The organism is Synechococcus sp. LTW-G (genome assembly GCF_054459035.1).
The window spans coordinates 267985-294008 of sequence record NZ_JBTKYW010000002.1 but is presented as its reverse complement, the minus strand read 5'-3'; the positions used below and the strand labels follow the sequence as shown (position 1 = coordinate 294008).

General features: G+C 66.7%; 29 protein-coding genes and 1 tRNA gene. 21 read left to right on the top strand and 9 right to left on the bottom strand.

Going from position 1 to position 26024, the window contains the following annotated elements; all coding sequences use genetic code 11:
* The first annotated feature begins 7 nt into the window (after window positions 1-7).
* The 4 genes from mnmG to ACXIQ9_RS05470 are packed head-to-tail and all read left to right on the top strand — an operon-like array spanning window position 8 to window position 3653.
* Window positions 8-1930 carry a tRNA uridine-5-carboxymethylaminomethyl(34) synthesis enzyme MnmG gene (gene mnmG / locus ACXIQ9_RS05485; protein WP_459015999.1) on the top strand — a complete coding sequence of 641 codons (1923 nt, stop codon included), beginning with the start codon at window positions 8-10 and terminating at the stop codon, window positions 1928-1930.
* Between the two features lie 24 nt (window positions 1931-1954).
* Window positions 1955-2602: a hypothetical protein gene (locus tag ACXIQ9_RS05480; RefSeq protein ID WP_459015998.1), complete on the top strand. Its 648-nt coding sequence runs from the start codon at window positions 1955-1957 to the stop codon at window positions 2600-2602.
* A 10-nt stretch (window positions 2603-2612) separates the two neighbouring features.
* Window positions 2613-3236, top strand: coding sequence for a chorismate lyase (locus ACXIQ9_RS05475; protein WP_459016094.1), 624 nt, complete (start codon window positions 2613-2615; stop codon window positions 3234-3236).
* A 60-nt stretch (window positions 3237-3296) separates the two neighbouring features.
* A complete protein-coding gene (locus ACXIQ9_RS05470; protein WP_296416134.1) occupies window positions 3297-3653 on the top strand; it encodes a hypothetical protein in 357 nt (118 codons plus the stop codon).
* Here the strand turns inward: ACXIQ9_RS05470 and ACXIQ9_RS05465 are convergent.
* Both ACXIQ9_RS05465 and ACXIQ9_RS05460 read right to left on the bottom strand, forming a co-directional pair.
* Complete coding sequence (locus ACXIQ9_RS05465; protein ID WP_296416133.1) at window positions 3590-4156, bottom strand: hypothetical protein; 567 nt, start codon at window positions 4154-4156, stop codon at window positions 3590-3592. The two genes, ACXIQ9_RS05470 and ACXIQ9_RS05465, sit on opposite strands and share 64 nt — an antisense overlap.
* A gap of 133 nt (window positions 4157-4289) precedes the next feature.
* Complete coding sequence (locus ACXIQ9_RS05460) at window positions 4290-4820, bottom strand: SprT family zinc-dependent metalloprotease (protein WP_459015997.1); 531 nt, start codon at window positions 4818-4820, stop codon at window positions 4290-4292.
* Between the two features lie 83 nt (window positions 4821-4903).
* On the opposite strand from ACXIQ9_RS05460, the gene ACXIQ9_RS05455 reads away from it, so the two are divergent.
* From ACXIQ9_RS05455 to ACXIQ9_RS05445, 3 genes are read left to right on the top strand one after another with little or no spacing between them, the layout of a single operon-like run.
* Entirely contained in the window at window positions 4904-5332 is a 429-nt protein-coding gene (locus ACXIQ9_RS05455; protein WP_010313615.1) for a DUF4864 domain-containing protein, read from the top strand.
* Between the two features lie 12 nt (window positions 5333-5344).
* The gene (gene ligA / locus ACXIQ9_RS05450; RefSeq protein WP_459015996.1) at window positions 5345-7390 is read left to right on the top strand and encodes an NAD-dependent DNA ligase LigA; all 2046 of its coding nucleotides are present in this window, start codon (window positions 5345-5347) and stop codon (window positions 7388-7390) included.
* Window positions 7387-7551 carry a hypothetical protein gene (locus ACXIQ9_RS05445; protein ID WP_010313630.1) on the top strand — a complete coding sequence of 55 codons (165 nt, stop codon included), beginning with the start codon at window positions 7387-7389 and terminating at the stop codon, window positions 7549-7551. Before ligA ends, ACXIQ9_RS05445 begins: the two co-directional genes overlap by 4 nt.
* Here ACXIQ9_RS05445 and ACXIQ9_RS05440 read toward each other — a convergent pair.
* The 4 genes from ACXIQ9_RS05440 to ACXIQ9_RS05425 are packed head-to-tail and all read right to left on the bottom strand — an operon-like array spanning window position 7536 to window position 12028.
* The gene (locus ACXIQ9_RS05440; protein ID WP_459015995.1) at window positions 7536-8141 is read right to left on the bottom strand and encodes a TVP38/TMEM64 family protein; all 606 of its coding nucleotides are present in this window, start codon (window positions 8139-8141) and stop codon (window positions 7536-7538) included. The two genes, ACXIQ9_RS05445 and ACXIQ9_RS05440, sit on opposite strands and share 16 nt — an antisense overlap.
* Window positions 8141-10888: a valine--tRNA ligase gene (locus ACXIQ9_RS05435; protein WP_459015994.1), complete on the bottom strand. Its 2748-nt coding sequence runs from the start codon at window positions 10886-10888 to the stop codon at window positions 8141-8143. The genes ACXIQ9_RS05440 and ACXIQ9_RS05435 overlap by 1 nt, the downstream gene beginning before the upstream one ends.
* Window positions 10889-10937: 49 nt before the next feature.
* Entirely contained in the window at window positions 10938-11561 is a 624-nt protein-coding gene (locus ACXIQ9_RS05430) for a 2OG-Fe(II) oxygenase (protein WP_296418623.1), read from the bottom strand.
* Window positions 11561-12028, bottom strand: coding sequence for a hypothetical protein (locus tag ACXIQ9_RS05425; RefSeq protein ID WP_010313640.1), 468 nt, complete (start codon window positions 12026-12028; stop codon window positions 11561-11563). Before ACXIQ9_RS05425 ends, ACXIQ9_RS05430 begins: the two co-directional genes overlap by 1 nt.
* A gap of 44 nt (window positions 12029-12072) precedes the next feature.
* Between ACXIQ9_RS05425 and ACXIQ9_RS05420 the strand changes: the two genes are divergently transcribed.
* From ACXIQ9_RS05420 to ACXIQ9_RS05405, 4 genes are read left to right on the top strand one after another with little or no spacing between them, the layout of a single operon-like run.
* Complete coding sequence (locus tag ACXIQ9_RS05420) at window positions 12073-12327, top strand: hypothetical protein (protein WP_010313641.1); 255 nt, start codon at window positions 12073-12075, stop codon at window positions 12325-12327.
* An 11-nt stretch (window positions 12328-12338) separates the two neighbouring features.
* Complete coding sequence (locus tag ACXIQ9_RS05415) at window positions 12339-13154, top strand: class I SAM-dependent methyltransferase (RefSeq protein WP_459015993.1); 816 nt, start codon at window positions 12339-12341, stop codon at window positions 13152-13154.
* Between the two features lie 14 nt (window positions 13155-13168).
* Complete coding sequence (locus ACXIQ9_RS05410; RefSeq protein WP_459016093.1) at window positions 13169-14083, top strand: oxidoreductase; 915 nt, start codon at window positions 13169-13171, stop codon at window positions 14081-14083.
* A 32-nt stretch (window positions 14084-14115) separates the two neighbouring features.
* A complete protein-coding gene (locus tag ACXIQ9_RS05405) occupies window positions 14116-15654 on the top strand; it encodes a SulP family inorganic anion transporter (RefSeq protein WP_459015992.1) in 1539 nt (512 codons plus the stop codon).
* Between the two features lie 8 nt (window positions 15655-15662).
* On the opposite strand, the gene ACXIQ9_RS05400 is transcribed toward ACXIQ9_RS05405, so the two are convergent.
* A tRNA-Val gene (locus ACXIQ9_RS05400) sits at window positions 15663-15734 on the bottom strand.
* Window positions 15735-15772: 38 nt separating this feature from the next.
* Here ACXIQ9_RS05400 and ACXIQ9_RS05395 point away from each other — a divergent pair.
* Genes ACXIQ9_RS05395 through speB form a run of 6 tightly spaced genes read left to right on the top strand, consistent with a single transcriptional unit; the run spans window position 15773 to window position 20376 of the window.
* Window positions 15773-16243: a metal-binding protein gene (locus ACXIQ9_RS05395; RefSeq protein WP_459015991.1), complete on the top strand. Its 471-nt coding sequence runs from the start codon at window positions 15773-15775 to the stop codon at window positions 16241-16243.
* A 23-nt stretch (window positions 16244-16266) separates the two neighbouring features.
* Window positions 16267-16953 (top strand): class I SAM-dependent methyltransferase, encoded by a 687-nt coding sequence (locus ACXIQ9_RS05390; RefSeq protein ID WP_459015990.1) that lies wholly within the window; start codon window positions 16267-16269, stop codon window positions 16951-16953.
* 29 nt (window positions 16954-16982) lie between these two features.
* Window positions 16983-17792 (top strand): nucleoside triphosphate pyrophosphohydrolase, encoded by an 810-nt coding sequence (mazG, locus tag ACXIQ9_RS05385; RefSeq protein WP_459015989.1) that lies wholly within the window; start codon window positions 16983-16985, stop codon window positions 17790-17792.
* A 44-nt stretch (window positions 17793-17836) separates the two neighbouring features.
* Window positions 17837-18610 (top strand): Coq4 family protein, encoded by a 774-nt coding sequence (locus tag ACXIQ9_RS05380; protein WP_296420560.1) that lies wholly within the window; start codon window positions 17837-17839, stop codon window positions 18608-18610.
* A 45-nt stretch (window positions 18611-18655) separates the two neighbouring features.
* Complete coding sequence (gene speE / locus ACXIQ9_RS05375; protein WP_459015988.1) at window positions 18656-19525, top strand: polyamine aminopropyltransferase; 870 nt, start codon at window positions 18656-18658, stop codon at window positions 19523-19525.
* Window positions 19522-20376, top strand: a complete 855-nt coding sequence (gene speB / locus ACXIQ9_RS05370; RefSeq protein WP_459015987.1) for an agmatinase — start codon at window positions 19522-19524, stop codon at window positions 20374-20376. Before speE ends, speB begins: the two co-directional genes overlap by 4 nt.
* Before the next feature lies 1 nt (window position 20377).
* On the opposite strand, the gene ACXIQ9_RS05365 is transcribed toward speB, so the two are convergent.
* Together ACXIQ9_RS05365 and ACXIQ9_RS05360 are read right to left on the bottom strand one after the other, a co-directional pair.
* A complete protein-coding gene (locus tag ACXIQ9_RS05365; RefSeq protein WP_010313705.1) occupies window positions 20378-20773 on the bottom strand; it encodes a Crp/Fnr family transcriptional regulator in 396 nt (131 codons plus the stop codon).
* 116 nt (window positions 20774-20889) lie between these two features.
* A complete protein-coding gene (locus ACXIQ9_RS05360) occupies window positions 20890-21069 on the bottom strand; it encodes a hypothetical protein (protein WP_296420562.1) in 180 nt (59 codons plus the stop codon).
* Between the two features lie 183 nt (window positions 21070-21252).
* On the opposite strand from ACXIQ9_RS05360, the gene gcvT reads away from it, so the two are divergent.
* From gcvT to ACXIQ9_RS05340, 4 genes are all read left to right on the top strand, one after another.
* Window positions 21253-22365 carry a glycine cleavage system aminomethyltransferase GcvT gene (gcvT, locus tag ACXIQ9_RS05355; RefSeq protein WP_459015986.1) on the top strand — a complete coding sequence of 371 codons (1113 nt, stop codon included), beginning with the start codon at window positions 21253-21255 and terminating at the stop codon, window positions 22363-22365.
* Window positions 22366-22410: 45 nt separating this feature from the next.
* On the top strand, window positions 22411-24234 hold the full coding sequence (aspS, locus tag ACXIQ9_RS05350; protein ID WP_296416124.1) for an aspartate--tRNA ligase: 1824 nt from the start codon (window positions 22411-22413) through the stop codon (window positions 24232-24234).
* A gap of 92 nt (window positions 24235-24326) precedes the next feature.
* On the top strand, window positions 24327-25475 hold the full coding sequence (locus tag ACXIQ9_RS05345) for an RNA polymerase sigma factor, RpoD/SigA family (RefSeq protein WP_459015985.1): 1149 nt from the start codon (window positions 24327-24329) through the stop codon (window positions 25473-25475).
* 38 nt (window positions 25476-25513) lie between these two features.
* A complete protein-coding gene (locus tag ACXIQ9_RS05340; RefSeq protein WP_010313715.1) occupies window positions 25514-25999 on the top strand; it encodes a Dps family protein in 486 nt (161 codons plus the stop codon).
* Window positions 26000-26024 lie beyond the last annotated feature (25 nt).

Here is a 26024-nt window from a genome sequence, read left to right as displayed (position 1 = left end):
TCGAAGGATGGTGTCCGCTGACTTCGCCCCGATCGAGCACTTCGACGTGATCGTCGTGGGCGGCGGTCATGCCGGCTGTGAAGCGGCGATCACCGCCGCCCGATTGGGCTGCAGCACCGCACTCTTTTCGCTGAACCTTGATCGGATTGCCTGGCAGCCCTGCAATCCGGCGGTGGGCGGTCCGGCCAAGAGCCAGCTGGTTCACGAGGTGGATGCCCTCGGCGGCGTGATCGGGCGGCTGGCCGACGCCACCGCGCTGCAGAAACGGGTCCTCAACGCCAGCCGCGGTCCAGCGGTCTGGGCCCTGCGCGCCCAAACCGACAAGCGCCAGTACTCCCGGCAGATGCTGCAACTGCTGCAGCACACCCCAAACCTGGCCCTACGCGAGGCCATGGTCACCGGACTGGTGGTCGAGGACGCCGCGATCCAGGGCGTGCGGACCTACTTCGGCAGCACCTACAGCGCCGGGGCCGTGATCCTGACCGCCGGCACCTTCCTCGGCGGACAGATCTGGGTCGGCCATCAATCGATGTCAGCGGGTCGGGCCGGTGAACAGGCGGCCGAGGGTCTGACCGAGGCCCTGCAAGAGCTGGGCTTCCAGACCGATCGCCTGAAGACCGGCACGCCGGCACGGGTGGATCGCCGCAGCATCGCCCTCGATCAACTGGAGGAGCAACCCAGCGACGCCGCCGATCGCTTCTTCTCCTTTGATCCCACCAGCTGGGTCAGCGGTGAGCAGATGAGCTGCCACATCACCCGCACCACCCCGGCCACACACCAACTGATCAAAGACAACCTGCACCTGACGCCGATCTATGGCGGGGTGATCGACAGCAAAGGGCCCCGCTACTGCCCCTCGATCGAGGACAAGATCGTGCGCTTTGCCGACAAGGACAGCCACCAGATCTTCCTGGAGCCCGAAGGCCGAGACACCCCGGAGATCTATGTCCAGGGGTTCTCCACGGGACTGCCGGAGCGGCTGCAGTTGGAACTGCTGCGCACCCTGCCCGGGCTGGAGCAGTGCGTGATGCTGCGGCCGGCCTATGCCGTTGATTACGACTACCTGCCCGCCACCCAGCTCAAGCCCTCCCTCGAGACCAAACGGGTCAAGGGACTCTTCAGCGCCGGGCAACTCAACGGAACCACCGGCTACGAGGAAGCTGCAGCCCAGGGCCTGGTGGCGGGCCTGAATGCCGTGCGTCAGCTGCGCCAGCTGGAGCCGGTGCACTTTCCCAGGGAAGGGAGCTACATCGGCACGATGATCGATGACCTGATCACCAAGGATCTGCGGGAGCCCTACCGGGTGCTGACCAGCCGCAGTGAATACCGGCTGGTGCTGCGCGGAGACAACGCCGACCGCCGGCTGACGCCCCTGGGCCGTGAGCTGGGTTTAATCAACGACCGTCGCTGGGAGATCTACCAGCGCAAACAGGAGGCCATCGAAGCCGAAAAGCAGCGGCTCGAAAGCGTGCGACTCAAGGTCAGCGACCCTGTGGCGGCTGCCGTGGCCGAGGAAACCAAGGCGGCCATCAAAGGATCGATCACCCTGGCCGACCTGCTGCGGCGTCCGGGGTTCCACAGCGCAGATCTCGTGCGCCATGGCCTCGCCGAAGCCGAGCTCCCCCTCGACGTGCGTGAGGGGGCAGAGATCGACATCAAATACAGCGGTTACTTGGCCCGGCAGCAGCAGCAAATCGATCAACTGAAAAAGCAAGCCGAGCGACGGATCCCCGAGGGAATCGATTACGAACAGATCGGCACGCTCTCGCGGGAGGCCCGCGAGAAACTCAGCGCCATCGCACCGAGCAACCTGGGGCAGGCCTCACGGATTCCTGGAGTCAGCCATGCCGATGTGACGGCTCTGATGCTCTGGTTGGAATTAGACAGTCGCCGCAACAACACCCTCGTCAGCACTCCGCCAAGCCGATAGGGTTCACCCACAGCGCTATGCCGCGTGGGCCCGATCCGCTCCATCAACACCTCGACGGCCTACTGGGAGCTCAAGGCCGAGCAGGTGATGGATCGGGTCTTTCAACCGGCCTCCGCGCAGCAGGCCGAGCTCAACGACGCCATTGAGGTCGACGTTCGCGAGACAACGTCGACCGAAGCCAACCGGACCCGCCCAGCCCTGCGCCTGCAGTCCAAGCAGTGGCTCTTGGGCGGCCTGATGCTCTGTGCCCTGGGCTCCGGCCTTGGCCTCTATCAGGGCTGGAGTAGCGCGCAACGGCAACTCCAGATCGAGCGCAACGCCCGCCTGCTCAGCGACCTGCGCAACCTCACCCCAAACGAAGAGCCCGCCACCAGCGAGGCCTTGCCGCCACCGCCGCCAGAGGAGGCCTGGATCACGCAGCTCCCGCCTCTTCCGGCCCTCCCAAGCGAGTCAGAGGCCCCAGCAGAAGCCTTGCCGGAGCTGGTGGGTGTCGTCCAGATCCCCGGCCAACGCGGGTCGGCCATTTTTCAACAGGGCAAGAGCTCCAGCAACGCCCTGATCGGAGAGCAGATCGGCAGCAGCGGCTGGCGGTTGGTCTCGATTCAGAGCGATGGGGCCGTGATCGAACGCAGTGGCGTGCGCCGGCGCGTCAGCATCGGGTCAGGTTTTTAAAGCCAAGCCCCTGAGCAGTTCGGATCAAGCCACTGAGCTTTGGCCCTCGCCCCAGCCCCTCTGGCAAGCCGCGCCTGAGGCCGTGGCCGCGGGCCTCTGTGCCGATGCCGTCAGCGGCGGCCCCCAACTCAGCGGTCCTTGGCGCCTGCTGCTGCTGGGGGATGGCAGCCCCACCCGCCACCTGCAATCCCTAACGGGGCAACCCGTCCAGGTGGAGGTGATCGCCATGCAGGCCGATCAGCAGGTGGCCAGCGAAGCCCCCCTGGAGGTGGAAGAGCTCGAACCACCGCTGGTGCGCAGACAGGTCTGGCTGCGCTGCGGTCCCCTCACCCTGGCCTGGGCTGAGAGCTGGTGGAACCAAGAGCAAGCCGAACAACACCTCCAGGCCCGCAACCAGCCGATCTGGACCAGCCTCACCGCCAACCGCGCCGAGCTCTACCGCGAGGTCGATGGCCTGGCCCGGGTCCAGGCACCATCACTGGAAGAGGGGTTTGGGATCCCAGGCCCCTACTGGAGCCGCCATTACCGCTTCTTTCGCGGAGGCCGGGAACTCACCGTGATCCGTGAGGTGTTCTCACCACTGCTGGAGCGCTGGCTGGGCCCTGCCGAACAAAAACTCCATAACACTTTCTAACAAGTGTTACGAGTTGAACGGAAAAAGGATTGACAGGTTGCGGTCCGGTGTGCTGGCGGGATGATTGACCTAACGCATCGGATGGTCATGACCGTGATTCCGTTCAGGAGCCGCTCTCGCAGACGGCCCCACACCAGCACCAGCCCTCCCCAGCCGACCCTTGTCGAGCAGTGGGCCTCTCTGTTGGAACTGCTGTCGGACGGCTGCGCCTCCATCAGCACCAGCGTCGAGCAAATGGCCGAGGACGTTCCCCGCGATTTGATCGCGCCGGTGAACGCCCAACTGCGCCAGCAGGGCTGCCCCTTCCAAGTGCAGGAACGGAAAGCCGGCACCCGGCGCTCCAAGCACCAGGTTCAGCGGACGCGTCGCCGGGTTGAGCGGGGCAGCGACCTACCCAGACCCGCATCGAACGGCTGAGGATCAACCACCTCCACGCTGCGATCTGAGATCCGTGGGCTGGCCTCCCGCTTCCAGCGGTTCAGCGTGAAGCTCTCGTCTTCTGGCCAAGCGTCGGGGTCGACGGGTTCTTGGGACGAGGCAGGGGCACTGGGTTGCGGCTGAGCCTCAACGCGCACGGGCGCGGGGGCCACTGCGGGGCGAGCAGATCGACCTCGGCGGGAGATCGCATCTAAGGGTTGGCGACGGCTCTGGGGCGCCGAGGGCTCCTCCCAGGACTCCCGCCAGCCGTCGTCATCTTCCAGAAGCCAGTCAATCTTGTCCTCCACCCAACGTCCGACCTGATCCAGGCGAAGGCCCGAGGAGGCACGGCGACCACCTGGACGAGCGCCGGAGACACCGTCCACCAGCTGGCGGCCGGCTGACACCCACTGGTCCATCCGTTGGTCAAGGCCGCGCTCCCCGCGGCGGTAGGCCGGGCGCTCCGGTCGCTCAGGGGACCAGTCGTCGTAGGAGTCGCGCATCCAATCAGGCTAGTGAGGCCTACCCCCGCCCCAGGCGGCGGGCACGCAACCAGCGCTCACGCCCGAGACCCAGCAGGGCGATCGAGACGCCGCTGAGTTGCCAAACCCAAAGAACCGTGGCCATGGGCGGAACTTAGGCGGCGGAGCGCTCGAAGACCAGCTGGAAACGGGCGCTCCAACGGCCGCCTTCAAAATGGTCGCAGCATTGACGGCAGGCCACCCCCTGACGGCGGCGGCGGTAGGGGGACTGCAGGCCGCAACCGGGGCAGCGGGCCAGCCACTTCGCCGGTTGCGCCGGCACCGGAAAGCTATGGCGCACGCTGACCTGGAACTCCTGCTGGGCCCCATTGATCGCCGCCATCCGCGCCCGGAACTGGGGTCCATGGACCTCATCGGCGCGGACCACCCGATGGATCCAGGCGTGGATCATTTCGTGGCAGAGCGTGCTGAGGCAGGCCTCCAGCGGCAGCGGCTCCAGCAAGGGGCGCGAGAGAACGATCTCACTGATGCCGGGCCCGTAGCGGTAGAGACCGGCACTGCGGCGCATCCGCCCGTCACTCCAGCGCACGCTCACCAGGCTGGTGCCATCGGCGCTGGCCAGGGAACCGTCGAAGTGCTCGCGGTTCAGGCGGTGATACAGCGGCAGCAGCGGTGCAAGGGGCACGCCGGAGGAGCTGGACGGCTGCGCCGCATTCTGACGGGGCCGTCAGTCAGACTCGTGGGCCGCATACAACTGTCCCGGGCGCGATGGACCTCAATACGGCCCTGATCTCTCAGATCGGCACCAAAGCCCTGTTGGCTGGCGCCGGGGCCCTCCTCCTCTACTGGACCATCAGCGCCGTGAAGCTGGTGCTGAATGCCCGGGGGATCAATCCGGTCATCAAGCAGTTCTTCACCCAGGTGGCCTCCGGCCGAATCGACGCCGCCTACCTGCTGACCACCAAGAACTACCGCTCCCACGTGAACCGGCAGCAGTTCATTCGCTTCCTGGCCGGCCTGCAGCTGAACAAGTACCGCAACCTCAAGTCCGGCCGGCCCCGGATCCAAGAAGACCAGATCACCCTGACCGTGAAGCTCAAGGCCGAAGACAACGCCGAGCTGCCCCTGGACTTCACCTTCGTGAAAGTCGAGGACGACTGGAAGGTCGATCGCATCCAAAAGATGGCCGCTGCCTGATCACGCCCTGCCGTGAGCAGCACCACCAGCGGGACCCAGGCACGCGCCAGCGAACTGCGTGACCTGCTCAACCAAGCCGCACACGCGTACTACGTCCTCGATGCCCCCGTGATGGAGGACCCGGTCTATGACCGGCTCTATCGCGAACTCCTGGACCTGGAGAACGCGGACGCCAGCCTGATCAGCGCCGATAGCCCAACCCAGCGCGTCGGGGGAGCGCCGGCGGCGGGCTTCAGCAGTGTGCGCCACCGCATCGGCCTGCTCAGCCTCGACAACGCCTTCAACACCGATGAGCTCGAGGCCTGGTACGGCCGCCTACTCAAGGTGCTGGACCGCGAGGCCGGCACCGCCCTGCCGATGGTCGGTGAGCTGAAGATCGACGGCAATGCCCTGGCCCTCAGCTACGAGAACGGGGTGTTGGTGCGGGCCGCCACCCGCGGCGACGGCGAGCAAGGGGAGGAGATCACCGCCAACGTCCGCACGATCGCCTCAGTTCCGCTGCGGTTGCAGCTGGAGAACCCGCCGGCCTGGCTGGAGGTACGCGGCGAAGCCCTGATCCCCGATGGCACCTTTGCGACCATCAACAGCGAGCGTCAGGCCCGCGGCGAAGCCCTCTTTGCCAACCCCCGCAACGCCTGCGCCGGCACCCTGCGGCAGCTTGATCCCAAGGTGGTTGCCGCGCGCAAACTCGACTTCTTCGCCTACACCCTGCACCTGCCAGCGGACTGGAGCGGAAGCCCCGCCAGCCAGTGGGAGTCCCTGGACTGGCTCAAACAGGCCGGCTTCAAGGTCAACCCCAACGCCGCCCTACTGCCGGATCTAGCAGCGGTCGAGGCCTTCTTCGAGCACTGGGACGAGGGCCGCCGCCAGCTGAACTACGCCACCGATGGCGTCGTCGTGAAGCTCAACGACCTGCGCCTTCAAGACGCGGCCGGCTTCACCCAGAAGGCCCCCCGCTGGGCCATCGCCCTGAAGTACCCCGCCGAGGAGGCCCCCAGCAAACTGCTGCGGCTCAGCTGCCAGGTGGGACGCACCGGAGTCATTACCCCGGTGGCTGAGTTTGAACCCGTACCCCTGGCGGGCACGAGCGTCAGCCGCGCCACCCTGCACAACGCCGATCGACTGCTGGAGCTCGATCTCCACGCCGGGGACACGATCGTCGTTCGCAAGGCCGGCGAAATCATTCCCGAGGTCGTGCGGGTCCTGCCGGAGCTGCGCCCGGCTGCCGCTGAGCGGCTTGAGCTACCCCACACCTGCCCGGAGTGCGGCTCCGAGCTCGTCCGCGAAGAAGGGGAAGCCGCCACCCGCTGCGTGAACAGCAGCTGCCCGGCGATCCTGCGCGGCGCCCTGCGCCATTGGGTCAGCAAAGGCGCCCTCGATGTCGATGGCCTGGGCAGCAAGTTGATTGAGCAGTTGGTGGACCGGGGCCTGGTGGGCTCCATCGCAGGCCTCTACCGGTTGGATGGTGCCCTGCTCTGCAGCCTGGAGCGCATGGGCAGCAAGAGCGCCGAGAACCTTGTGGCCGCCTTGGCGGAGTCGAAACAACAGCCCTGGCACCGCCAGCTCTACGGCCTCGGCATCCACCACGTGGGCGAGGTCAACGCCAAGGCCCTGGCCAAGGCCTTCCCCAGTGCAGCGGACCTCGCCACCGCCGCCACCGAGACCCCCGAGGCGATCACCGCCGTCTATGGCATCGGCGCTGAGATCGCCCAGAGCCTGCAGCAGTGGTTCTCCACCGGTGCCAACCAGGAGCTGCTGACCAACCTCGAGCACCTGGGCTTCAGCCTGGCCAGCGGCGACGAGGAACAACCCGAGCCGAGCGGTCCTGCGCCATTGACCGGCCAGACCTTCGTACTCACCGGCACCCTGCCGAGCCTGAGCCGCAGTCAGGCCCAGGCCCTGATCGAGGCCGCGGGCGGCAAGGTGACCGGCTCGGTCAGCAAAAAAACCAGCTATGTCGTGGCGGGCGAGGAAGCCGGCAGCAAGCTGAGCAAAGCCGAGAGTCTCGGGATTCCGGTGCTGGATGAAGCCAGCCTCCAAGCCCTGCTTGCCCCATGAGCCAACCCGCCGTCTACCGCTGGATCAAGACCGAATGCGGCCGCGCCAAGTTCGCCGATCTCGCCGCGCGCCCCGGCCCCCTCGCCAAGCTGCGCCTGGCCTGGTTCGTGCTGATCGCGGCGCTGCGCGACTGGCCGCTGCCGGATCAGTCGGAAGGCTGAGCTGCCTTTAAGGCCCGCTGGGCCGCCCGGCCCACAAGCCAAACCGAGGCGACGGTGGCGGCGATGCCCGCCACGCGCAGGGCCCAGGTGAAGGGATCCGCCTCGCCGCTCAACACCTCGCCGAAGCGGGCCACGTCACCGGCGAGGGCCCCCAGACCGCAGAACAGGATCGTGCCGGGGATGATCCCAATCAGGCCAATCGTGTAGTCGCGCAGGCTCACCTCGCTCAAGCCATAGGCCAGGTTGAGCAATGAGAAGGGAAACGCCGGCGAGAGGCGGGTCAGCAGCACCAGCTTCAGTCCCTCGCGGCTCACCGCCTGCTCCACCGCCTGCAGCTTGGGGAAGGCCTCCAGCCGGCGCATCGCCCAGTCCCGCAGCCAGGTCCGTCCCAGCAGAAAGGCCGCTTCAGCCCCGAGGCAGGCCCCCACGAAGACGATCAGGCTGCCCCACCAGGTGCCGTACAAGGCTCCAGCCAGCATCGAGGCCCAGACCCCCGGCAGCAACAGCGTCACCCAAATCCCATAGAGGGGGATGAACAGCAGCGCCCCCGCAGGGGACTGCAGAAGCGGAAGCCAGCTCTGCCAATCCATCAACCGAGGTCGGCCAGACGCTTGCGGGCCAAATCGGCCTGGGCCTGGGCTTCCGCCAGGTTGGCCTGGCACTCGGCCACCACCTCAGGGGGGGCTTTGGAGGCGAAGTTGGGGTTCGAGAGGCGACCCGAGAGCCCCTTGATCTCCTTCTCGGCCTTAGCGATGTCCTTCTCCAGCCGGCCCCGCAGCGCCTCGAGATCCACCAGTCCGTCGATCGGCAGCAGGACCTGAAGCTCACCGCTCACTCCGGCCAGGGCCTTCGCGGCAGGGTTGGCATCGGCGGCGGCCGGGTCCAGCACCTCCACCCGCTCCGCGCGGGTCAGCGCAGTGATGTCGGCGGTGGCGGCAGTCAGCACCGAGGCCAGTTCAGAGCGACCGGTGACGAAACGCACCGGCACGCCCTGGCTGGGCTTGAGGCCGGCGACAGCGCGCAGGTTGCGGACCACCCGAATCGCCTCAATCAATTCAGCGAACGACGACTCCAGCTCGTCATTCAGGGCCGAGACGTCGAGGGCCGGCCAGGGCTGCAGGGCTAGGAATGTCTCTTCGGGCTCGCCGTTCAGGCCATGCCAGAGCTCCTCGCTCAGGTGGGGCATCAGGGGATGCAGCATCACCAGCAATTCATTCAGTGCCTTGGCCAGCACCTGGCGGGCCGTGCGCTGGTCGGCCAGGGCTTCGGCACTGGGGTTCTCACCCGGGTTCAGGCGGCGCTTGATCAGCTCGACATACCAGTCGCAGACTTCATTCCAGGCGAACTCATAGAGCCCCTTGGCCGCCTCGCCGAGGCCATAGCTGCCGTAGCGCTCGGCGCTGTCGCGGTTCACCCGGGCCAGGCGCGAGAGGATCCAACGGTCCGCCAGCTGCAGGACGGCGGGATCCGGTTCACCCAGGCTGGAGGGGGTCTCCCCACCCAGGTTCATCAGGGCAAAGCGGGTGGCGTTCCAGAGCTTGTTGGCGAAGTTGCGTGAGGCCTCCACCGTGGCGGAGGTGTCTGACTTGCGGTCGTAGTCCAAGCGGATGTCCTGGCCAGCGCCCGCCACCTCACGCACCAGGGCAAAGCGCAAGGCATCGGCGCCATAGCGCTCGATCAGCAGCAGCGGGTCGATGCCATTCCCCGCCGACTTGCTCATCTTGCGGTTGTTCTCATCCCGCACCAGACCGTGGATGTAGACGTCCTGGAAGGGCATCTGGCCGGTGAAGGCGCCGGCCATCATCGTCATCCGGGCCACCCAGAAAAAGATGATGTCGAAGCCCGTCACCAGCACGCTGGTGGGGTACCAGCGCTGCAGGTCAGCCGCCTCGGCATTGGGCCAACCCATCGTTGAGAAGGGCCAGAGACCACTGGAGAACCAGGTGTCGAGGGCATCCGGATCCTGCTCAAGAACAGCACCCGCCCCGAACTGGGCATCCGCCTTGCTCTGGGCTTCGGCCTCATCCCGGGCCACCACATAGGGGGTGGAATCGGTGATCACACCACCGGTCTCGCTGACCACAAACCAGGCGGGAATGCGGTGGCCCCACCAGAGCTGGCGGGAGATGCACCAATCGCGAATGTCCGTGAGCCAATCGCGGTAGACCTTGCTCCAGCGCTCCGGAACAAAGCGGGGATCGGCGTTCTCGAGGGCCTCGCGGCAGCGGGCCGCCAAGGGCTCGGTTTTGACGAACCACTGGGTGGAGAGCAGGGGCTCGACGGGCACCTTGCCGCGATCGGAGAAGGGAACGCTGTGGCGGTAGTCCTCCACCTTCACCAGGAAGCCTTCGGACTCCATCGCCGCAACCACGGCCTTGCGGGCTTCAAAGCGATCCAGCCCCTGGAAGCGACCGGCGGCCTCATTCATCGAGCCGTCCTTGGCCATCACCGTGATCAGCGGCAGGTTGTGGCGCTGGCCGATGGCGAAGTCATTGGGGTCGTGGGCGGGGGTGACCTTCACGCAGCCCGTGCCGAACTCGGCATCGACGTGGTCATCGGCCACGATCGGAATCTCCCGGCCCACCAGCGGCAGGGTCAGGGTCTGACCCACCAGCTCTGCATAGCGGGGGTCCTTGGGATTCACCGCCACACCGGTGTCACCCAGGAGGGTCTCCGGGCGGGTCGTCGCCACCTCCAGGAAGCCCTGGCCGCTGCTCAGGGGATAGCGGAAGTGCCAGAGGTGACCATCCACCTCCTTCATCTCCACCTCCAGGTCGCTCACGGCTGAACCGGAGGCGGGGCACCAATTGACCAAGTACTCGCCCCGGTAGATCAGCCCCTGCTCATGCAGGCGGTTGAAGGCCTCGATCACCGCTTCGCTGCAGCCGGCGTCGAGGGTGAAGCGCTCCCGGCGCCAGTCCACCGAATAACCGAGACGGCGTAGCTGGCCGACGATCGTGCCACCGCTCTGGGCCTTCCATTCCCAGGCCTTCTCCAGGAAGGCCTCGCGGCCGAGGTCCTCCTTGCGCTTGCCGTCGGCCTTGAGCTGCTTCTCCAGGATCGTCTGCACGGCGATCGAGGCGTGGTCGGTGCCGGGCAGGCAGAGCACGTTTTTGCCCTGCAGCCGCTGGAAGCGGACGATCGTGTCGATCAGGGCCGTGTTGAAGGCGTGGCCCATGTGCAGGCTGCCGGTCACATTCGGCGGTGGAATCACCACCGAAAACGGCTCACCGGGGGCCTTGGGATCCGGGTGAAACGCGCCTTGGGTTTCCCAGGCCTGCTGCCACCGCGCCTCGGTGCCTACCGGGTCATAGGTCTTCGGCAGGGCGTCGGTCACGTCAACAGATCAGGCGATCGCCCCATGCTCGCAAAGGGCCGCCGGGGCCTCAGCCCGCCGCCAGGCGCTTGAGATAGGCCTCCCGGCTGCCGGCATTGATCCAACCGGTGGCAATGGTCTTGCTCGCGCTCTGAGTGACCCGGCCCCGGTGGATGTGGGAAGGCCCGGCCGGGAAGATCACGAGCTTGCCCCGCTGGGCCTCCTCGTGGTGCTCCTGCCAATGGAACTCCGTGCCGGCCTCCTCAACGCTGTTGCAGTAGAGGATCCAGGCCAGAACGCGATGCACCGGTTCGGTGGCCTCATCGCTGATGGTCCAATCGCAGTGCCAGCGCTTGAAGCCCTCGCCGGGGGCATAGCGCTGCAGGTTGAAGATCGGGTTCACGAAGAGCTCCTGATCCGGGCAGCAGTCCCGGAAGAGGGGACGCTCCTGCAGGTAGCGCTCCAGGCCGGCCGTCACCCCCCGCAGGATCACCTCCGCGAGCGCAAAGGCCTCGGGGTCGGAGCGATCGATCGCCACCAGGCTGATGTCAGTCGAGACCTTGGCGGGCTCAGCCCCATCGGGCCCAAACGCCACACCGGGACGCTGCAGGTCCTCGCGCCGCTCAAAGAAGGCCATCACCCCATCGGAGAGGGCCTCAAAGCCGGGGTTGCTGTAGCGCGCAATCAGCTCCATCAAGCCTGCTCCAGCCAGGGAATGGCCACAAGTGCGTCCAGACGCTGCCACCGTTCCTGATCAGCGGGCAAGCGCTCCGTCAGCCCAACGCGCTCCAGGGCGCGGGTGATGCGCCCTGGCTCCAGGACCTCATCGGCGGGGCCCTGGGGCAGCACCAGCACCTGCTGCTCCGCGGGATCGGCCATCAGTTGCAGCTCCAGATCCCCCAGCTCCCGCTCGAAGAACACCCGCCGCATCCGTCCGGTCTGAACCGCACCGAGGGCCTCAGCGAAGGTCTTCAGACCCTCCTCATCGCCGCTGCAGCCGCAGTTCAGGGCCATCCAGATCAGCAATTTCGCCCAACTCTCACTGCTCCAGAGGGGCTGGAAGCTCTCTCGGTTTTGGCGCACCAACTCCGCCAGGGCGAAATCCACCAAGGTCGCCTGCAGGGCCAGTGGGTCAGGAGATGCAGTTGTCATGACATCCATCCTCCCCATCGGTGTGCAGACTGCGGTCAAGTGAACGCCGAGCCATGGCCCTCGACTTCAACGACGCCGATCTGGAGTTTGCCGATCTGGTCTACGCCTACCAGAGCTGGGTAATGGCGGTGATCAACGACGAGAAGCTCGGCGGCGAGAAGCTTCTGAGCGACGAGATCACCGATGACGCCCTGAGCGCCATGCGCTTCCTGCCCGGCGAGGTGACCGCTGCGATTGAGACCAGCCTGGCCCGCGTCTACGACGTGGATCCCGACGAACTCGCCTCCCTGCTCTTCCCCGAAGACTGAGCCGCGGGGCCATGGCCTCGGACTACGTCCTGGGGACCCACCAGAGCGAACTGGAGCGCCTGCGCTTTCAGCACGAGCTCTGGTCACCCATCAGCCAAGCCGCCTGGGCTCGAGCCGGCATCCACAGCGGGCAGCACCTGCTCGACCTCGGAGCCGGTCCAGGTTTTGCTGCAGCCGATCTGGCCGCCCTCGTCGGACCCAGCGGCCGAGTCCTGGGCCTGGAGCTCAGCGCTGACTACGCCGCCGAGGCCCAAGCCCTGGCGCGCCGGAGCGGCTTCGATCAGCTGGAGGTCCGTCAACACGACCTGCTGAACGATCCCTGGCCCCAAGAGCAGTTCGATCTCGCCTGGTGCCGCTGGCTGGCGATGTTCCTGCCGGACCTGGAACCGCTCCTGGCGGGCCTGGGGCAATGCATCCGCCCCGGCGGCCAGGTGCTGTTCCACGAGTACGTCCACTGGGACACCTTCGCCCTGCACCCCGGGGCCGAAGCCGTTGCTCGCTTTGGCCAGGCCTGCCAGCGGAGCTTCCGCGCGGCCGGCGGTGATCCGGATGTGAACCGCAGGCTGCCGTCGCTGCTGACGGCGCGGGGCTGGAGCATCGACGAGCTGCTTCCACTGCCCGTGCTCGGTCCCCAAGGCTCGATGGCGGCGCAGTGGCTGGAGCGCTTTGTTGCGGTCTACGGGCTGCAGCTGCAGCGCCTCGGGCTCTGGAGCGCTGCGGACCAAATCGCAGCACTCGGGCAGATCCAGGCGGCCGCCTCGGATCCCGGCAGTTTCTGGGTCGGACCCACGGTGCTGGAGCTGCGGGCGAGACGATTGGGGCCGTAGTGCCCCGCCCCACCGTGCCCTGGACCGCCGCTGAGATTCCCGATCAACGGGGGCGGACCGCCCTGATCACCGGGGCCAACAGCGGCCTGGGACTGGAGAGTGCCCGGGCCCTCGCCGCCAAGGGGGCCCGGGTGCTGCTGGCCTGCCGCAGCCTCGAGAAAGCCAACACCGCCGCCGCGGCCCTGCGCGCAGACACCGGCGGAGAGCTGATCCCGCTGGAACTGGACCTGGCGGATCTGGAGAGCGTGCGGCGGGCCGCCGCCCAGGTGGAGCAGCTGGACCTGCTGCTGAATAACGCCGGAGTGATGGCGCCGCCCCGGACCCTGAGCCGCCAGGGCTTCGAGCTGCAATTCGCGGTCAACCACCTGGGCCACGTCGCCTTGACCCAGGCCCTGCTGCCCCTGCTGAAGCAGAGCCCCAGTGGACGGGTGGTGCATGTGAGTTCCGGTGCGGCCTACTTCGGCCGGATCGCCTTCGATGACCTGCAGGGCGAGACGCGCTACAGGCCCTGGGATGCCTACGGCCAAAGCAAGCTGGCCAACGCCATGACGGCCTTGGAGCTGCAGCGCCAGCTCGAGCAGGAGGGCTCCAGCGTGCTCTCGCTGGTGGCGCACCCGGGCCTGGCCCGCACCAACCTGCAGCCCACCTCCGTGGCCTCCAAAAACGCCAAAGTCGAGGGACTGGCCTACCGCCTGATGGACCCGATCTTCCAGAGCGCCGCCATGGGGGCCCTGCCCCAGCTCTTTGCCGCGACCGCGCCGGAGGCCAAGGCCGGGGTGTTCTACGGACCAGGCGGCTTCGGGAACCTGCGGGGCTATCCCACCAGCTGCCGCATGCCCCCTCAAGCGCTGGACGTCGAGGCCTGCGCACGCCTCAGGTCGGTCAGTGCAGCACTGATAGGGTCGGCCCCAGCGGGCGGTTCCCTGTAGGGAACGCCAGACGACAGCCGCCGCCGATCCCTATGACTTTCGCCCTCAAAGAATGGTGGGGCAAACCCCATCGGGACATCCTCTCGGGCCTGGTGGTGGCCTTCGCGATGATCCCAGAGGCGATCGCCTTCTCCGGAATCGCCGGCGTGGATCCGCGGGTGGGTCTCTTTGGCGCCTTCATGCTCTCGGTGACCTTGGCGGTCTTTGGCGGGCGCACCGCGATGATCACCTCGGCCACGGGCTCCACCGCCCTGCTGATGACCGGGCTGGTGGAGCAGGGCAACGCCCTCGGCGAAGGCATGGGCCTGCAGTACCTGCTGGCGGCCGGGGTCCTGACGGGTGTTCTGCAGATCGCTTGGGGCTATCTACGGCTCGCCCACCAGATGCGCTTCGTGCCGCAACCGGTGATGGCGGGCTTCGTCAATGCCCTGGCAATCCTGATCTTCCTGGCCCAGCTTCCTCAGCTCGGCCTTGATTTCTTCCACCCCGAGAAGGTGGCGGTGACCGCGGGACAGCTGCCGGCGGTCTGGGGCCTGATGGTCCTGACCCTGGTGATCATCTACGTGATGCCGCGCTTCACCAAGGTCCTGCCATCGGCCCTGGTGGCGATCCTGATCTCGACGGGAATCTCGATTCACATGGGCCTGGATGTGCCCACGGTCAGCAGCCTCGGCACCCTGCCCAGCGGCCTTCCTCAATTCGGGATCCCGCAGGTTCCCTTCACCACGGGCACCCTGGGCCTGATCCTTCCGACCGCCCTGGCCATCTCCCTGGTGGGTCTGATGGAGACCTTCTTGACCCAGGACATCCTCGACGACGTCACCGACAGCTCGTCCCACAAAAACCAGGAAGCCCGCGGCCAGGGCATCGGCAACATCGTCAGTTCGTTCTTCGGCGGCATGGCCGGCTGCGCCCTGGTGGGCCAGTCGGTGATGAACGTGGGCTATGGCGGCCGCACCCGCCTCTCCACCCTGACCTCGGGCGTGAGCCTGCTGGCGATGATCCTGCTGGCCAGCCAATGGGTGAATCAGATCCCGATGGCCACCCTGGTGGGGGTAATGGTGATGATCGCCATCAACACCGCCAACTGGGATTCGATCCGCAGCATCCGCCGCATCCCCAAGAGCGACACCTCGGTGATGCTGCTGACGGTGGTGGTGACCGTGCTGACCCACAACCTGGCGGTGGGCCTGCTCTCCGGTGTGGCTCTGGCGGGGATCCTTTTCAGCCGCAAGGTCGCCAAGGTGATCGAGGTCAGCAGTGAGCAGAGCGGCAGCGAGCACCGCATCTACCGCGTTCGCGGTCAACTGTTCTTCGTCAGCAGCATCTACTTCCGCCAGGGCTTTGAGCTGCACGAGCATCCCGCTCGCGTGACCATCGACATGGGTGAGGCCCACATCTGGGACCAAAGCGGCGTGACCGCCCTGGATCAGGTCATCCGCAAGCTCAAGCTTGGCGGCAGCCAGGTCGAGGTGATCAACCTCAACCAAGAGAGCACCGATCTCTTCGCCCGCATCGGCGTGGCAGAAGAAGCCGGCGGCCGCGGCGGGGAGCTGTCCTCAGCCCACTAGTGCAGTGATGCCCGGTGCCGGGTTCGAACCAGCGACATCCTGCTTGTAAGGCAGGCGCTCTACCGCTGAGCTAACCGGGCGGTTACGGCATTCTGCAGGGCAGCATTCACCCCCGGCGATGGCCAGCGGCCAGCAACACGACCGCGCCACCTGTTGGCTGGCCCTGCCCTATGGGCTGCTCTGGTGGCCCTGGCTTGGACCTCTCGGAACGGTCGTCAGCACCCTGGCCTTCCTGATCGGAGGCCTCTGGCTCTCCCCCGATCTCGACACCAACTCCCGGCCCTACCAACGCTGGGGGCCCCTGCGCTGGCTCTGGTGGCCCTACCGCAAGACCCTGCGACATCGCTCGCTCCTGTCCCACACGCCTGTGGTCGGAACCCTGGTGCGGGTGGGCTATGGCCTCGGCATTGTCCTGCTATTGAGCGGCCTGCTGCACCCCTGGGGAGTCCCCTCGAGCAGCGAAGTTCTGATCTGGCTCAAGCAGCAGGATCGGCTGCTCTGGGTGGCCCTGGTTGGCGTCGAGGCCAGCGCCTGGCTGCACCTGCTGCAGGACGGTGATCCCATGCCACGGCTCTGGCGCCGTCGCTAGACCACAGGCAATCGCGAAGCCCCATGGCGCTCCTTGACTTCGATGGCGACTACGGCCGGCACTACGACCAGAGCATTCGCCGGCTGATTCCCGCCTACGACACCCACTTCGAGCTCGCCGCTGCTGCACTCGGGGCCCTCGTGCCAACGGCCTCATCGGCGCTCGTGGTGGGCCCTGGGGCAGGGGAAGAACTGCCTAGCCTGCTTAAGGCCATGCCCGGCGCACACCTGCAGCTGGTGGAGCCGAGCGAGCAGATGCGGGGGTTCTGCGACGCCGTGATCGCGCGCGCCCAAGCGGGCGATCGCATCGCCTGGGCCCCAAACAACCTCAAGGAGGTGCCGGGCTGTTTTCACGCGGTGATCTGCCACAACGTCCTGCACCTGCTTCCTCCGGCTGAGCAAGAGGACTTCCTCCATCAGCTCTGTACCCGCGTCGGTCCTGGGGGCGTGCTGGTGATCAGCGGCTTCAGTGAAGAACCCGGGGCGGACATGGAGCTCTGGCAGGCGATCGCCCGCGCCCGCTTCCACGCCCAAGGCATGGACTCCGAATCGATCGAGCGCGTGATGGCTTCCCGCAATGCCGGGGTCTACTCCGTGGATGCAACTCGACTGGCGGGGCAATTGCATCGGGCGGGGATGGAGCCAGCGACACAACTGCTGCAGGCCCTGTTCAACCGGCTTTGGTTCAGCCGCCGGCCTGCAGCGCAATGAGATCGTGAGGAGCCAACTGGCCCCCTTCGATGAGCGACGCCCTGCAAGAGCTGATCGCGGTGGTCGCCAAGCTGCGCGATCCCGATGGGGGCTGCCCCTGGGACCTGGAGCAAACCCACAAGTCCCTGGTGCCCTATGTGCTCGAGGAGGCCCACGAGGTGGCCGATGCCATCCGCCATGGGGATGACGTCCACCTCAAGGAAGAACTTGGCGATCTACTGCTGCAGGTGGTCCTCCATGCCCAGATCGCCCAGGAGGAGCAGCGCTTCGATCTCGAGGCCATCGCGCGGGGGATCAGCGAGAAATTGATCCGCCGCCACCCCCACGTCTTTGGCGATGCCATCGCCGAAGACAGCGCCGCGGTCAAGGACACCTGGGAGGCCATCAAAGCCAGCGAAAAAGGAGAGGCTCCGCCCTCCGCCAGTCCCCTGAGCGATCGCCTGGCGGGCAAGGTGCGCGGCCAAGGCGCCCTCGCCGGAGCGATGACCATCTCCAAGAAAGCCGCCAAGGCGGGCTTCGAATGGGATGACATGAACGGCGTCTGGGAGAAGGTGCACGAGGAGCTCGAGGAGCTCAAGGAAGCCGTGGCCTCAGGGGACAAGCGTCACGCCCAGGAGGAACTCGGTGATGTCCTCTTCACCCTGGTGAACGTGGCGCGCTGGTGCGGCATCGAACCCGAGGAAGGCCTCGCGGGCACCAACCGTCGCTTCCTCGATCGCTTCTCCCGCGTCGAAGCCGCCCTGGGGGGCGATCTTCAGGGCCGCAGCATCCGCGAACTCGAGGGTCTCTGGCAGCAGGCCAAGGCCCAGATCCGCCAGGAGCAGCAGGACGCGGTCTGATCGAAAAACCATTTCTAGTTTGAGGGGCCGGCACTTGAGCCCTCATGGGTTTTCGCTACCTCGATCGCCTGGCCAGCCCCGAGCAAATCCAGGGCTTTCTGGGCTTGATGGACCTGGCGGCTGGAGGAGGGGAGTCAGCCCAGAACGTCTTTGAGCTCTCCCACCGGCTGCGGGACTCCAACCCGATGAAGCTCTGCCGCAAGCGTCTGGCCCGCGATCCCGAAGCCGAGCGGCTGATCCAAACCCGGCAGCTCAGCGGGCCCTACGACCCAGCGGCCCTGAAAGCCCTGCCCAAAGGCAGCCTGGGTCACACCTACGCCACGGTGCTCGGGGCCCTGGGCTACGACATCAACTTCTTCCCCGAGCCCAGCTTCTTCAGCAATCTCGAGACCGACGCCGACTACATCAACTACCGGGTCTACGCGACCCACGACCTACACCACATCCTCACCGGCTTCAGCCTGGACAACTTCGGCGAATTGGGGGTGATCAGCGTCAGCGTCGCCCAGTTCTCCCACCCAGGATTGGCCTTCACCGACCTGATGTCCCTGCTGCTGAATTGGTTCAGGGATGACACCCCGATCGATGAGCTGGAAAGCCACGCCGACAAGGCCCACACCACGGCCTATGCCTTTGGCCGCATCAGTGAAGGGCTGGAGATGGGTGCCAACGCCCAACCCCTCTTTGCCCAGCCCTGGGAAGCTCTGATGCCCCGCAACCTGGAGGACCTGCGCCGGGAGCTGCAGATCGACGCCGTCACCAGCGGCCCCTGGAGCTGGCACAGCCGCCCTGAGCTCATCGAGGCCCTCAAGGCCTAGGGAGGGCGGTGCGCAAATCTGGAGAGATCTCCCCGCGCCCCTGCGATGGCCGACAGTGCCGCTCCCGCTCCAACCCCCGGCTGGGTGGACGAGATCTTTGATGGTGTCCGCTACGGACTGGCCGGGCGGGTGATCGCCGAAGAGCAATCCCCCTTCCAGAAGGTCACCATCATCGAGAGCGAGCGCTACGGCAAGGGCCTGCTGCTCGATGGCTGCTGGATGACCGCCGAGCGGCAGGAGCGGCACTACCACGAATCGATCGTGCACCCAGCGCTCTGCAGCGCCGAAGCGGTGGAGCGGGTGCTGGTGATTGGCGGTGGGGACGGCGGCACCGCCCGCGAGTGCCTGCGCCACGCCGGCGTGCAGCACCTGGACATGGTCGAGATCGACGGACTGGTGGTGGAGTGGAGCCAGCAGCACCTGCCCTCCATCGGCGCAGGCTGCTGGAGCGATCCCCGCTTCCACCTGACCGTGGGCGACGGCATCGCCTGGGCCGCCAATGCCGCTGACGCCAGTTACGACGTGGTGATCGTCGATGGCTCTGATCCCGCTGGCCCCGCCGAAGGCCTGTTCAACCGGGCCTTCTTCGAGCAGTGCCGCCGCATCCTCAAGCCCGGTGGCGTCTTCGCCACCCAGAGCGAATCCCCCGAGGCCTTTCGCCAGGTCCACATCGACACCGTCCAGGTGATCCGCGAGGTCTTTGGCCACGCCGATCCGATGTACGGCTGGGTGCCGATGTACCCGAGCGGCTGGTGGAGTTGGACCTTCGCCGCCATCGACGGCCGCCGCTATCTGGAGCCGGATCCCTCCCGCGCCGCGGCCGTGGTCGATGGCTGCCAGATCTGGAGTCCCCGCTGGCAGCGCGGCGCCTTTGACGCCATCCCCGCCGCCATCGAACGCGCGATCAACGCATGAACGACCTCTTTGACAGAGACGGCGCCATCTACATGGGCAGCCAGCGGGATCCCGCCGGCTGCCGGGTGGGCCTATTCGGCGTGCCCTACGACGGCACCACCTCCTTCCGGCCTGGCACCCGCTTTGGCCCAGCGGCGATCCGCGAGGTCAGCCCGGGCCTCGAGAGCTACTGCCCCCAGCTCGATCGGGATCTCGAGGAACTGGCCATTGCCGACCTGGGCGCCGTGGACATCCCCTTCGGCGCCCCAGAGCCGGTAGTGGCGGCGGTGAAGCAGGCGACGCAGGCGGTGCTGGGGCTGGGCCTCAAGCCGCTGATGCTGGGCGGTGAGCACTCCATCAGCTCAGGAGCAGTGGCCGCCGTCGCCGAGCAGCATCCCGAACTGGTGCTGGTGCAACTCGATGCCCACGCCGACCTGCGCCATGAGTGGCTCGGCGCCAACCACAGCCATGCCTGCGCCATGCGCCGCTGCCTGGAGGTCCTGCCCAGCCAACAGCTGCTGCAGATCGCCATCCGCAGTGGCACCCGCGAGGAATTCAGCGAACTGCGCCAAACCGGACGCCTGGTCGCGATCGAGCGGATGGCCGAGGCGCTCAAGCCACTCCGGGGCAAGCCGCTTTATCTCACGGTTGATCTGGACTGGTTTGACCCTGCGGTGATGGCCGGTACGGGCACCCCGGAGCCGGGGGGGTTCCTCTGGCGGGACTTCGCCGCCCTGGTGGATGAACTGCGCCACCACAACCTGGTGGCCGCCGATGTGGTGGAACTGGCGCCCATGCTCGACCCCAGCGGCGTCAGCAGCGTGCTGGCCGCCAAGGTGGTGCGCAGCCTGCTCTTCCTGCTGGATCGCTGATTCAGTAGGCGCAGGTGCCGCTGGCGCGCTGCTCACGCAGCCGCTCGTGCTGCTGGGCGATCAACTGCACCGCCAGGGTGGGGTGGTTATGCAGCAGGTTCAGGAAGCGCAGGCGATCGAGCTTGACCAACTCCACCGGCGTGCGGGCGACGGCGTCATTGCGATAGACACCGTCCTTCCAAACGATGTCCTGGTAGCTGAACAACTCACCCGGCCTGCAGCAGAGCTTGTCGCCGTTGGCGTCAATCACTTCAACGATGCCGCGGCGCACGCCGTAAATGGCGTTAGCCGTCTGGCCACTGCTGAAGATCGCAGCACCGGTGGGGAACGAGAGGGTCTCGCTGTCCACCTGGGCGGACATCAGCTCAATCGGAGTCGCGATGGTGGACGTGAGCATGCGTCTCTGACCTCCCGTACCCCAAAACTTGATCGGCTCAGCTTGACACCTACAGCACGGCAATCCAGGACGCCCAGACAACAAAACAGAAGAGATCAAAGATCTTCGGTTTTGCTTCAGCTTTCAAGAACGTCCGTCAGGGCGAGCTGGCGGTCGCGCATCGCTGGCTGCAGGCCGTCCCCTTGACCGACAACGGGCAGACGCGGCGGCCGAGCCGTCCAGTGATGGCACCACAACTCCCCCGCCAGCTCCGGATGAATCGGCAGCTTGCGCAGACGGCACCAACCCAACTCCACCCCCTTGGGGGAGGCGCAGTGGCGGCAACTTCTGCAGCAGGGACGCGGGCCTATCGCTTTGGAGGCTTGGGCTGCCAACCGTAATCAGGCCGTCCCGTGGCGGCCATAGGAAGCGGCAAAGCTCCGGGTTCTCTTCCCCTTGTTGAACAAGATCCATAGGATCCGCCTGAGCATTGGACTGCCATGGCCGCCTCGCCTTCCCTCCAGCGCACGCCGCTCTTCGATGCGGCGCGGGAGGCCGGCGGACGGATGGTCCCGTTTGCCGGCTGGGAGATGGCCGTGCAATTCAGCGGCCTGATCGACGAGCACCAAGCCGTCCGTGACCACTGCGGCCTGTTTGACATCTCCCATATGGGCGTCCTGCGCCTGCGGGGAGCCAACGTCAAGGACGCCATGCAGGGCCTGGTGCCCAGCGACCTCTTTCGGATTGGGCCTGGCGAGGCCTGCTATTCGGTCCTGCTCAATGCCGAAGGGGGCATCCGGGACGACCTGATCATTTACGACCGGGGCTGGCTGGAGAACGAGCAGGTCCACGAACTGGTGCTGGTGATCAACGCCGCCTGTGCCGAGAGCGACACGGCCTGGATGCGCAGCCAGCTGGAGCCCGCCGGCATCGAGCTGATCGACCTGAAGGGCTCCGGCACGCTGCTGGCCCTACAGGGACCGGAGGCCGCACAGCACCTGGAGGAGTTGGCGGGCTGCTCCCTCGCTGGGCTGCCGCGCTTTGGCCACCGGGAGCTGACGCTGCCTGGCCTGGGTGAGGCGTTTGTTGGACGGACCGGATACACCGGTGAGGACGGCTTTGAGCTGCTGCTCTCCGCCGATGCCGGCCAACGCTTCTGGACCACCTGCCTGGAGCGGGGCGTCAAACCCTGCGGCCTGGGTGCCCGCGACACCCTCCGACTGGAGGCGGGCATGCATCTCTATGGCAGTGACATGGATGCCAGCACCTCGCCCCTGGAGGCCAGCCTGGGCTGGTTGGTGCATCTGGAAATGCCCAAGGACTTCATCGGCCGCCCGGTCCTCGAGCAGCAAACCGCGGACGGGCTGAAACGGCGCCTGGTTGGGCTGAAGCTCCAGGGCCGCGCCATCCCCCGCCATGGCTACCCGGTTCTCCAGAACGGAGAGGTGGTCGGGACCGTCACCAGCGGCACCTGGTCCCCGAGCCTGCAGGCCGGGATTGCCCTGGCCAGCGTGGCCACCGGCGCCGCCAAGCTCGGCACCAGCCTGGCCGTCGAAATCCGGGGCAAAGCCGAAGCCGCCGAGGTGGTCAGGCGCCCCTTCTACCGGCACTGAGCCCACTCCAAGTGGGACAATCGCCGATCACCCACTTGTTTCCACATGCGCAGCCACGGATGCGGCGACCTGCGTCAGAGCGCCACCGGCCAGGCTGTGCAGCTGTGCGGCTGGGTCGACCGCAGCCGTGACCACGGCGGTGTGATCTTCATCGATCTGCGCGACCGCAGCGGCACCGTTCAAATCACCGTCGACCCCGACAACGGCGCCGAGATGTTCGCCGTGGCGGAACACCTGCGCAACGAAACGGTGATCCAGGTGGAGGGCAAGGTGCGCGAGCGCCCCGCCGATGCCATTAACGACAAGCTCTCCACCGGTCAGATCGAGGTGCTGGCCAGCTCCATCCGCGTGCTGAACAGCGTCAAGGGCAACCTGCCCTTTGCCGTCTCTGTGCACGACGAGGAGAACACCCGCGAGGAGCTGCGGCTGCGCCACCGCTACCTCGACCTGCGCCGCGAGCGCATGAACAGCAACCTGCGCCTGCGCGCCCAGACGATTCAGGCCGCGCGCCGCTTCCTCGAAGAGCAAGGCTTCATCGAGGTCGAGACACCTGTGCTGACGCGCTCGACCCCCGAAGGAGCCCGCGACTACATCCTCCCCAGCCGGGTCTGCGGCGGCGAGTGGTTTGCCCTGCCCCAATCCCCCCAGCTGTTCAAGCAGCTGCTGATGGTGGGCGGCATCGAGCGCTACTACCAAGTGGCGCGCTGCTTCCGCGACGAGGACCTTCGGGCCGACCGCCAGCCGGAATTCACCCAGCTGGACATGGAGATGAGCTTCATGGATCAGGAGCAGATCCTGGAGCTCAATGAATCCCTGATCGCAGCCATCTGGAAGAGCGTCAAAGGCATCGAGTTGCCCCGACCCTTCCCGCGCCTGACCTGGCACGAGGCCATGGAGCGCTACGGCACCGATCGCCCCGACACCCGCTACGGCATGGAGCTGGTGAACGTCAGCGACCTGGTGGCTGACATGGGCTTCAAGGTCTTCAGCGGCGCCGTGGCCTCCGGGGGCTCGGTCAAATGCATCGCCGTCCCCGGCGGCAACGACGCCGTCTCCAACGTCCGCATCAAACCCGGCGGCGATGTCTTCAGCGAAGCCCAAAAAGCCGGCGCCGGCGGCCTGGCCTTCATCCGCGTCCGCGAAGGCGGTGAGATCGACACGATCGGCGCCATCAAGGACAACCTCAGCGACGAGAAGAAGGCGGAGCTGCTGAAGCGCACTGGCGCCGAGCCCGGCACCTTGATCCTCTTCGGGGCCGGCGACACCGCAACGGTCAACAAGGCCCTGGACCGCGTCCGTCAGTACCTGGCCCGGGAACTGGGCATGGTCAAAGCCGACGGCGAGAACGACAGCTGGAACTTCCTCTGGGTGGTGGATTTCCCGATGTTCGAGTTCAACGCCGACGAGAACCGCTACGAGGCGCTGCACCACCCCTTCTGCGCCCCAAACACCGACGACCTCGGCAGCGATCCGGCCGCCTGGGCCGAGACCCTGCCCGGCGCCCGCGCCCAGGCCTACGACCTGGTGCTCAACGGCCTAGAGCTCGGTGGCGGCTCTCTGCGCATCCACGATTCGGCCCTGCAGCGCCAGGTGCTGGAGACCGTGGGCCTGCCCCTGGAGGAGGCCAATGCCCAGTTCGGCTTCCTGATGGAAGCCCTCGACATGGGCGCCCCGCCACACGGCGGCCTGGCCTTCGGGGTCGACCGGATGGTGATGCTGCTGGCGGGCGAGGAGTCCATCCGCGACACCATCGCCTTCCCCAAGACCCAACAGGCGCGCTGCCTGATGACCAGCGCCCCCGGCGGCGTGGCCGAGAAGCAGCTCGAGGAGCTGCATGTGGCCAGCACCTGGGTGGACGAGGAGGACTGATCCTTCCCGGCAGAACCCGAATACAAACAAAGGCTTTAGGGCACTGTCTCAGTTGAGACCTGAAGCTTGATGGTGGCAATCGCCATCGGCCTATGGCCAAAGGTCCTCCCCGTCCACCAGCAAACTCCGGCAAAAAGCGCGGCAGCAGTGACCTGGTGCGCCTGTACCTGCAGGACATCGGTCGCGTTGACCTGCTCAGCCATGAGGAGGAACTCACCCTGGCCCGGCTGGTCCAGCGTCGCGAACGACTGCTGCAGGAACGCCGCAAACTCGCCCAACAATCGCCTGAAGTCCAGGTCCTGGAGGAGCTGGAGCACAGCCGCCAACAGTTGGCCTCCCATCTGGGGCACTGGCCCAGCCTTCAGCTCTGGTCCGAACACCAGCAGCGCAGCGGCGCCGAGCTCAAAGCGTCCCTCAAGGCAGGCCATGAAGCCTGGGCCACCCTCTCGGAGCTGAGCATCGCCGAACTCAAGCAGGCGCTCCACCAGGGGCGCCGGGCCCGAGATCGGATGATCCAGGCCAACCTGCGCCTGGTGGTGGCCGTCGCCAAGAAATACCAGCAACGGGGCATGGAGCTGCTGGACCTGGTGCAGGAGGGCACCCTGGGGCTCGAGCGGGCGGTGGAGAAGTACGACCCCACCCGCGGCTTCCGCTTCAGCACCTACGCCTACTGGTGGATCCGCCAGGGGATTACCCGGGCCATCGCCACCCAAAGCCGCACGATCCGGCTGCCGGTTCACGTCACCGAGAAGCTCAACCGGATCAAAAAAGCGCAGCGCCAGATCGCCAGCGAACACGGACGTCTGGCCTCCGTGGCCGACCTCGCCAAGGAACTGGGCCTCAGCGAAGAGGTGATTCGCCTCACCCTGATGCGGGTGCCGCGCTCGGTCTCCCTGGACACCCGGGTGGGCCGCGACCAAGACACGGAGCTGGGGGATCTGCTGGAGGACGGCCACGCCACCCCGGAGCAGGCCCTGACCAAGACCCAACTCCACGACGACCTCGAAGCCCTCCTCGAGGAGCTGAGCGGCCGCGAGGCCGAGGTCATCCGCCTGCGCTTCGGCCTGGAGAACGACACCCCGCAAACCCTCTCCCAGATCGGCGAAGACCTGCACCTCTCCCGTGAGCGCGTCCGCCAGATCGAAACCCGCGCCCTGCTCAAACTGCGGCAACCCCAGCGCCGCTGCCGGGTGCATGACTACTTGCTGAACATCGACGGAGACAGCGCTCCCAGCGGCTGAAAATCCAGCTATCAATCGGGCAGCAGCGCGCCCGAGAGATGGCCAATTCCATGCCCAGCATCGACATCGGCATCCCCGAGGCCCAGCGCCAGGAGATCGCCCAGGGCCTCAGCCGCCTGCTGGCGGACACCTATGTCCTCTACGGCAACACCCACGGGTTCCACTGGAACGTCACGGGGCCGATGTTCAACACGCTCCATCTGATGTTCATGGACCAGTACACGGAGCTGTGGACCGCCCTGGACGTCATCGCCGAACGCATCCGCGCCCTCGGGGTCGTCGCCCCCCATGGCGGCAGCAGCCTGGCCAAGCTCGCCTCCATTCAGGAAGCCCCCCAGCAACCCGCCGCCCTGGAGATGGTTCGGCTGCTGGTCAGCGGCCACGAGTCCGTGGCCCGCACCGCCCGCAGCATCTTCCCCCTGGCCGATGCCGCCAGCGATGAGCCCACGGCCGATCTGCTGACCCAACGGCTGCAGATCCACGAAAAAACCGCCTGGATGCTCCGCAGCCTGCTGGATCAATAGACCTTCGCGGCGAGGGCCCCTAGAT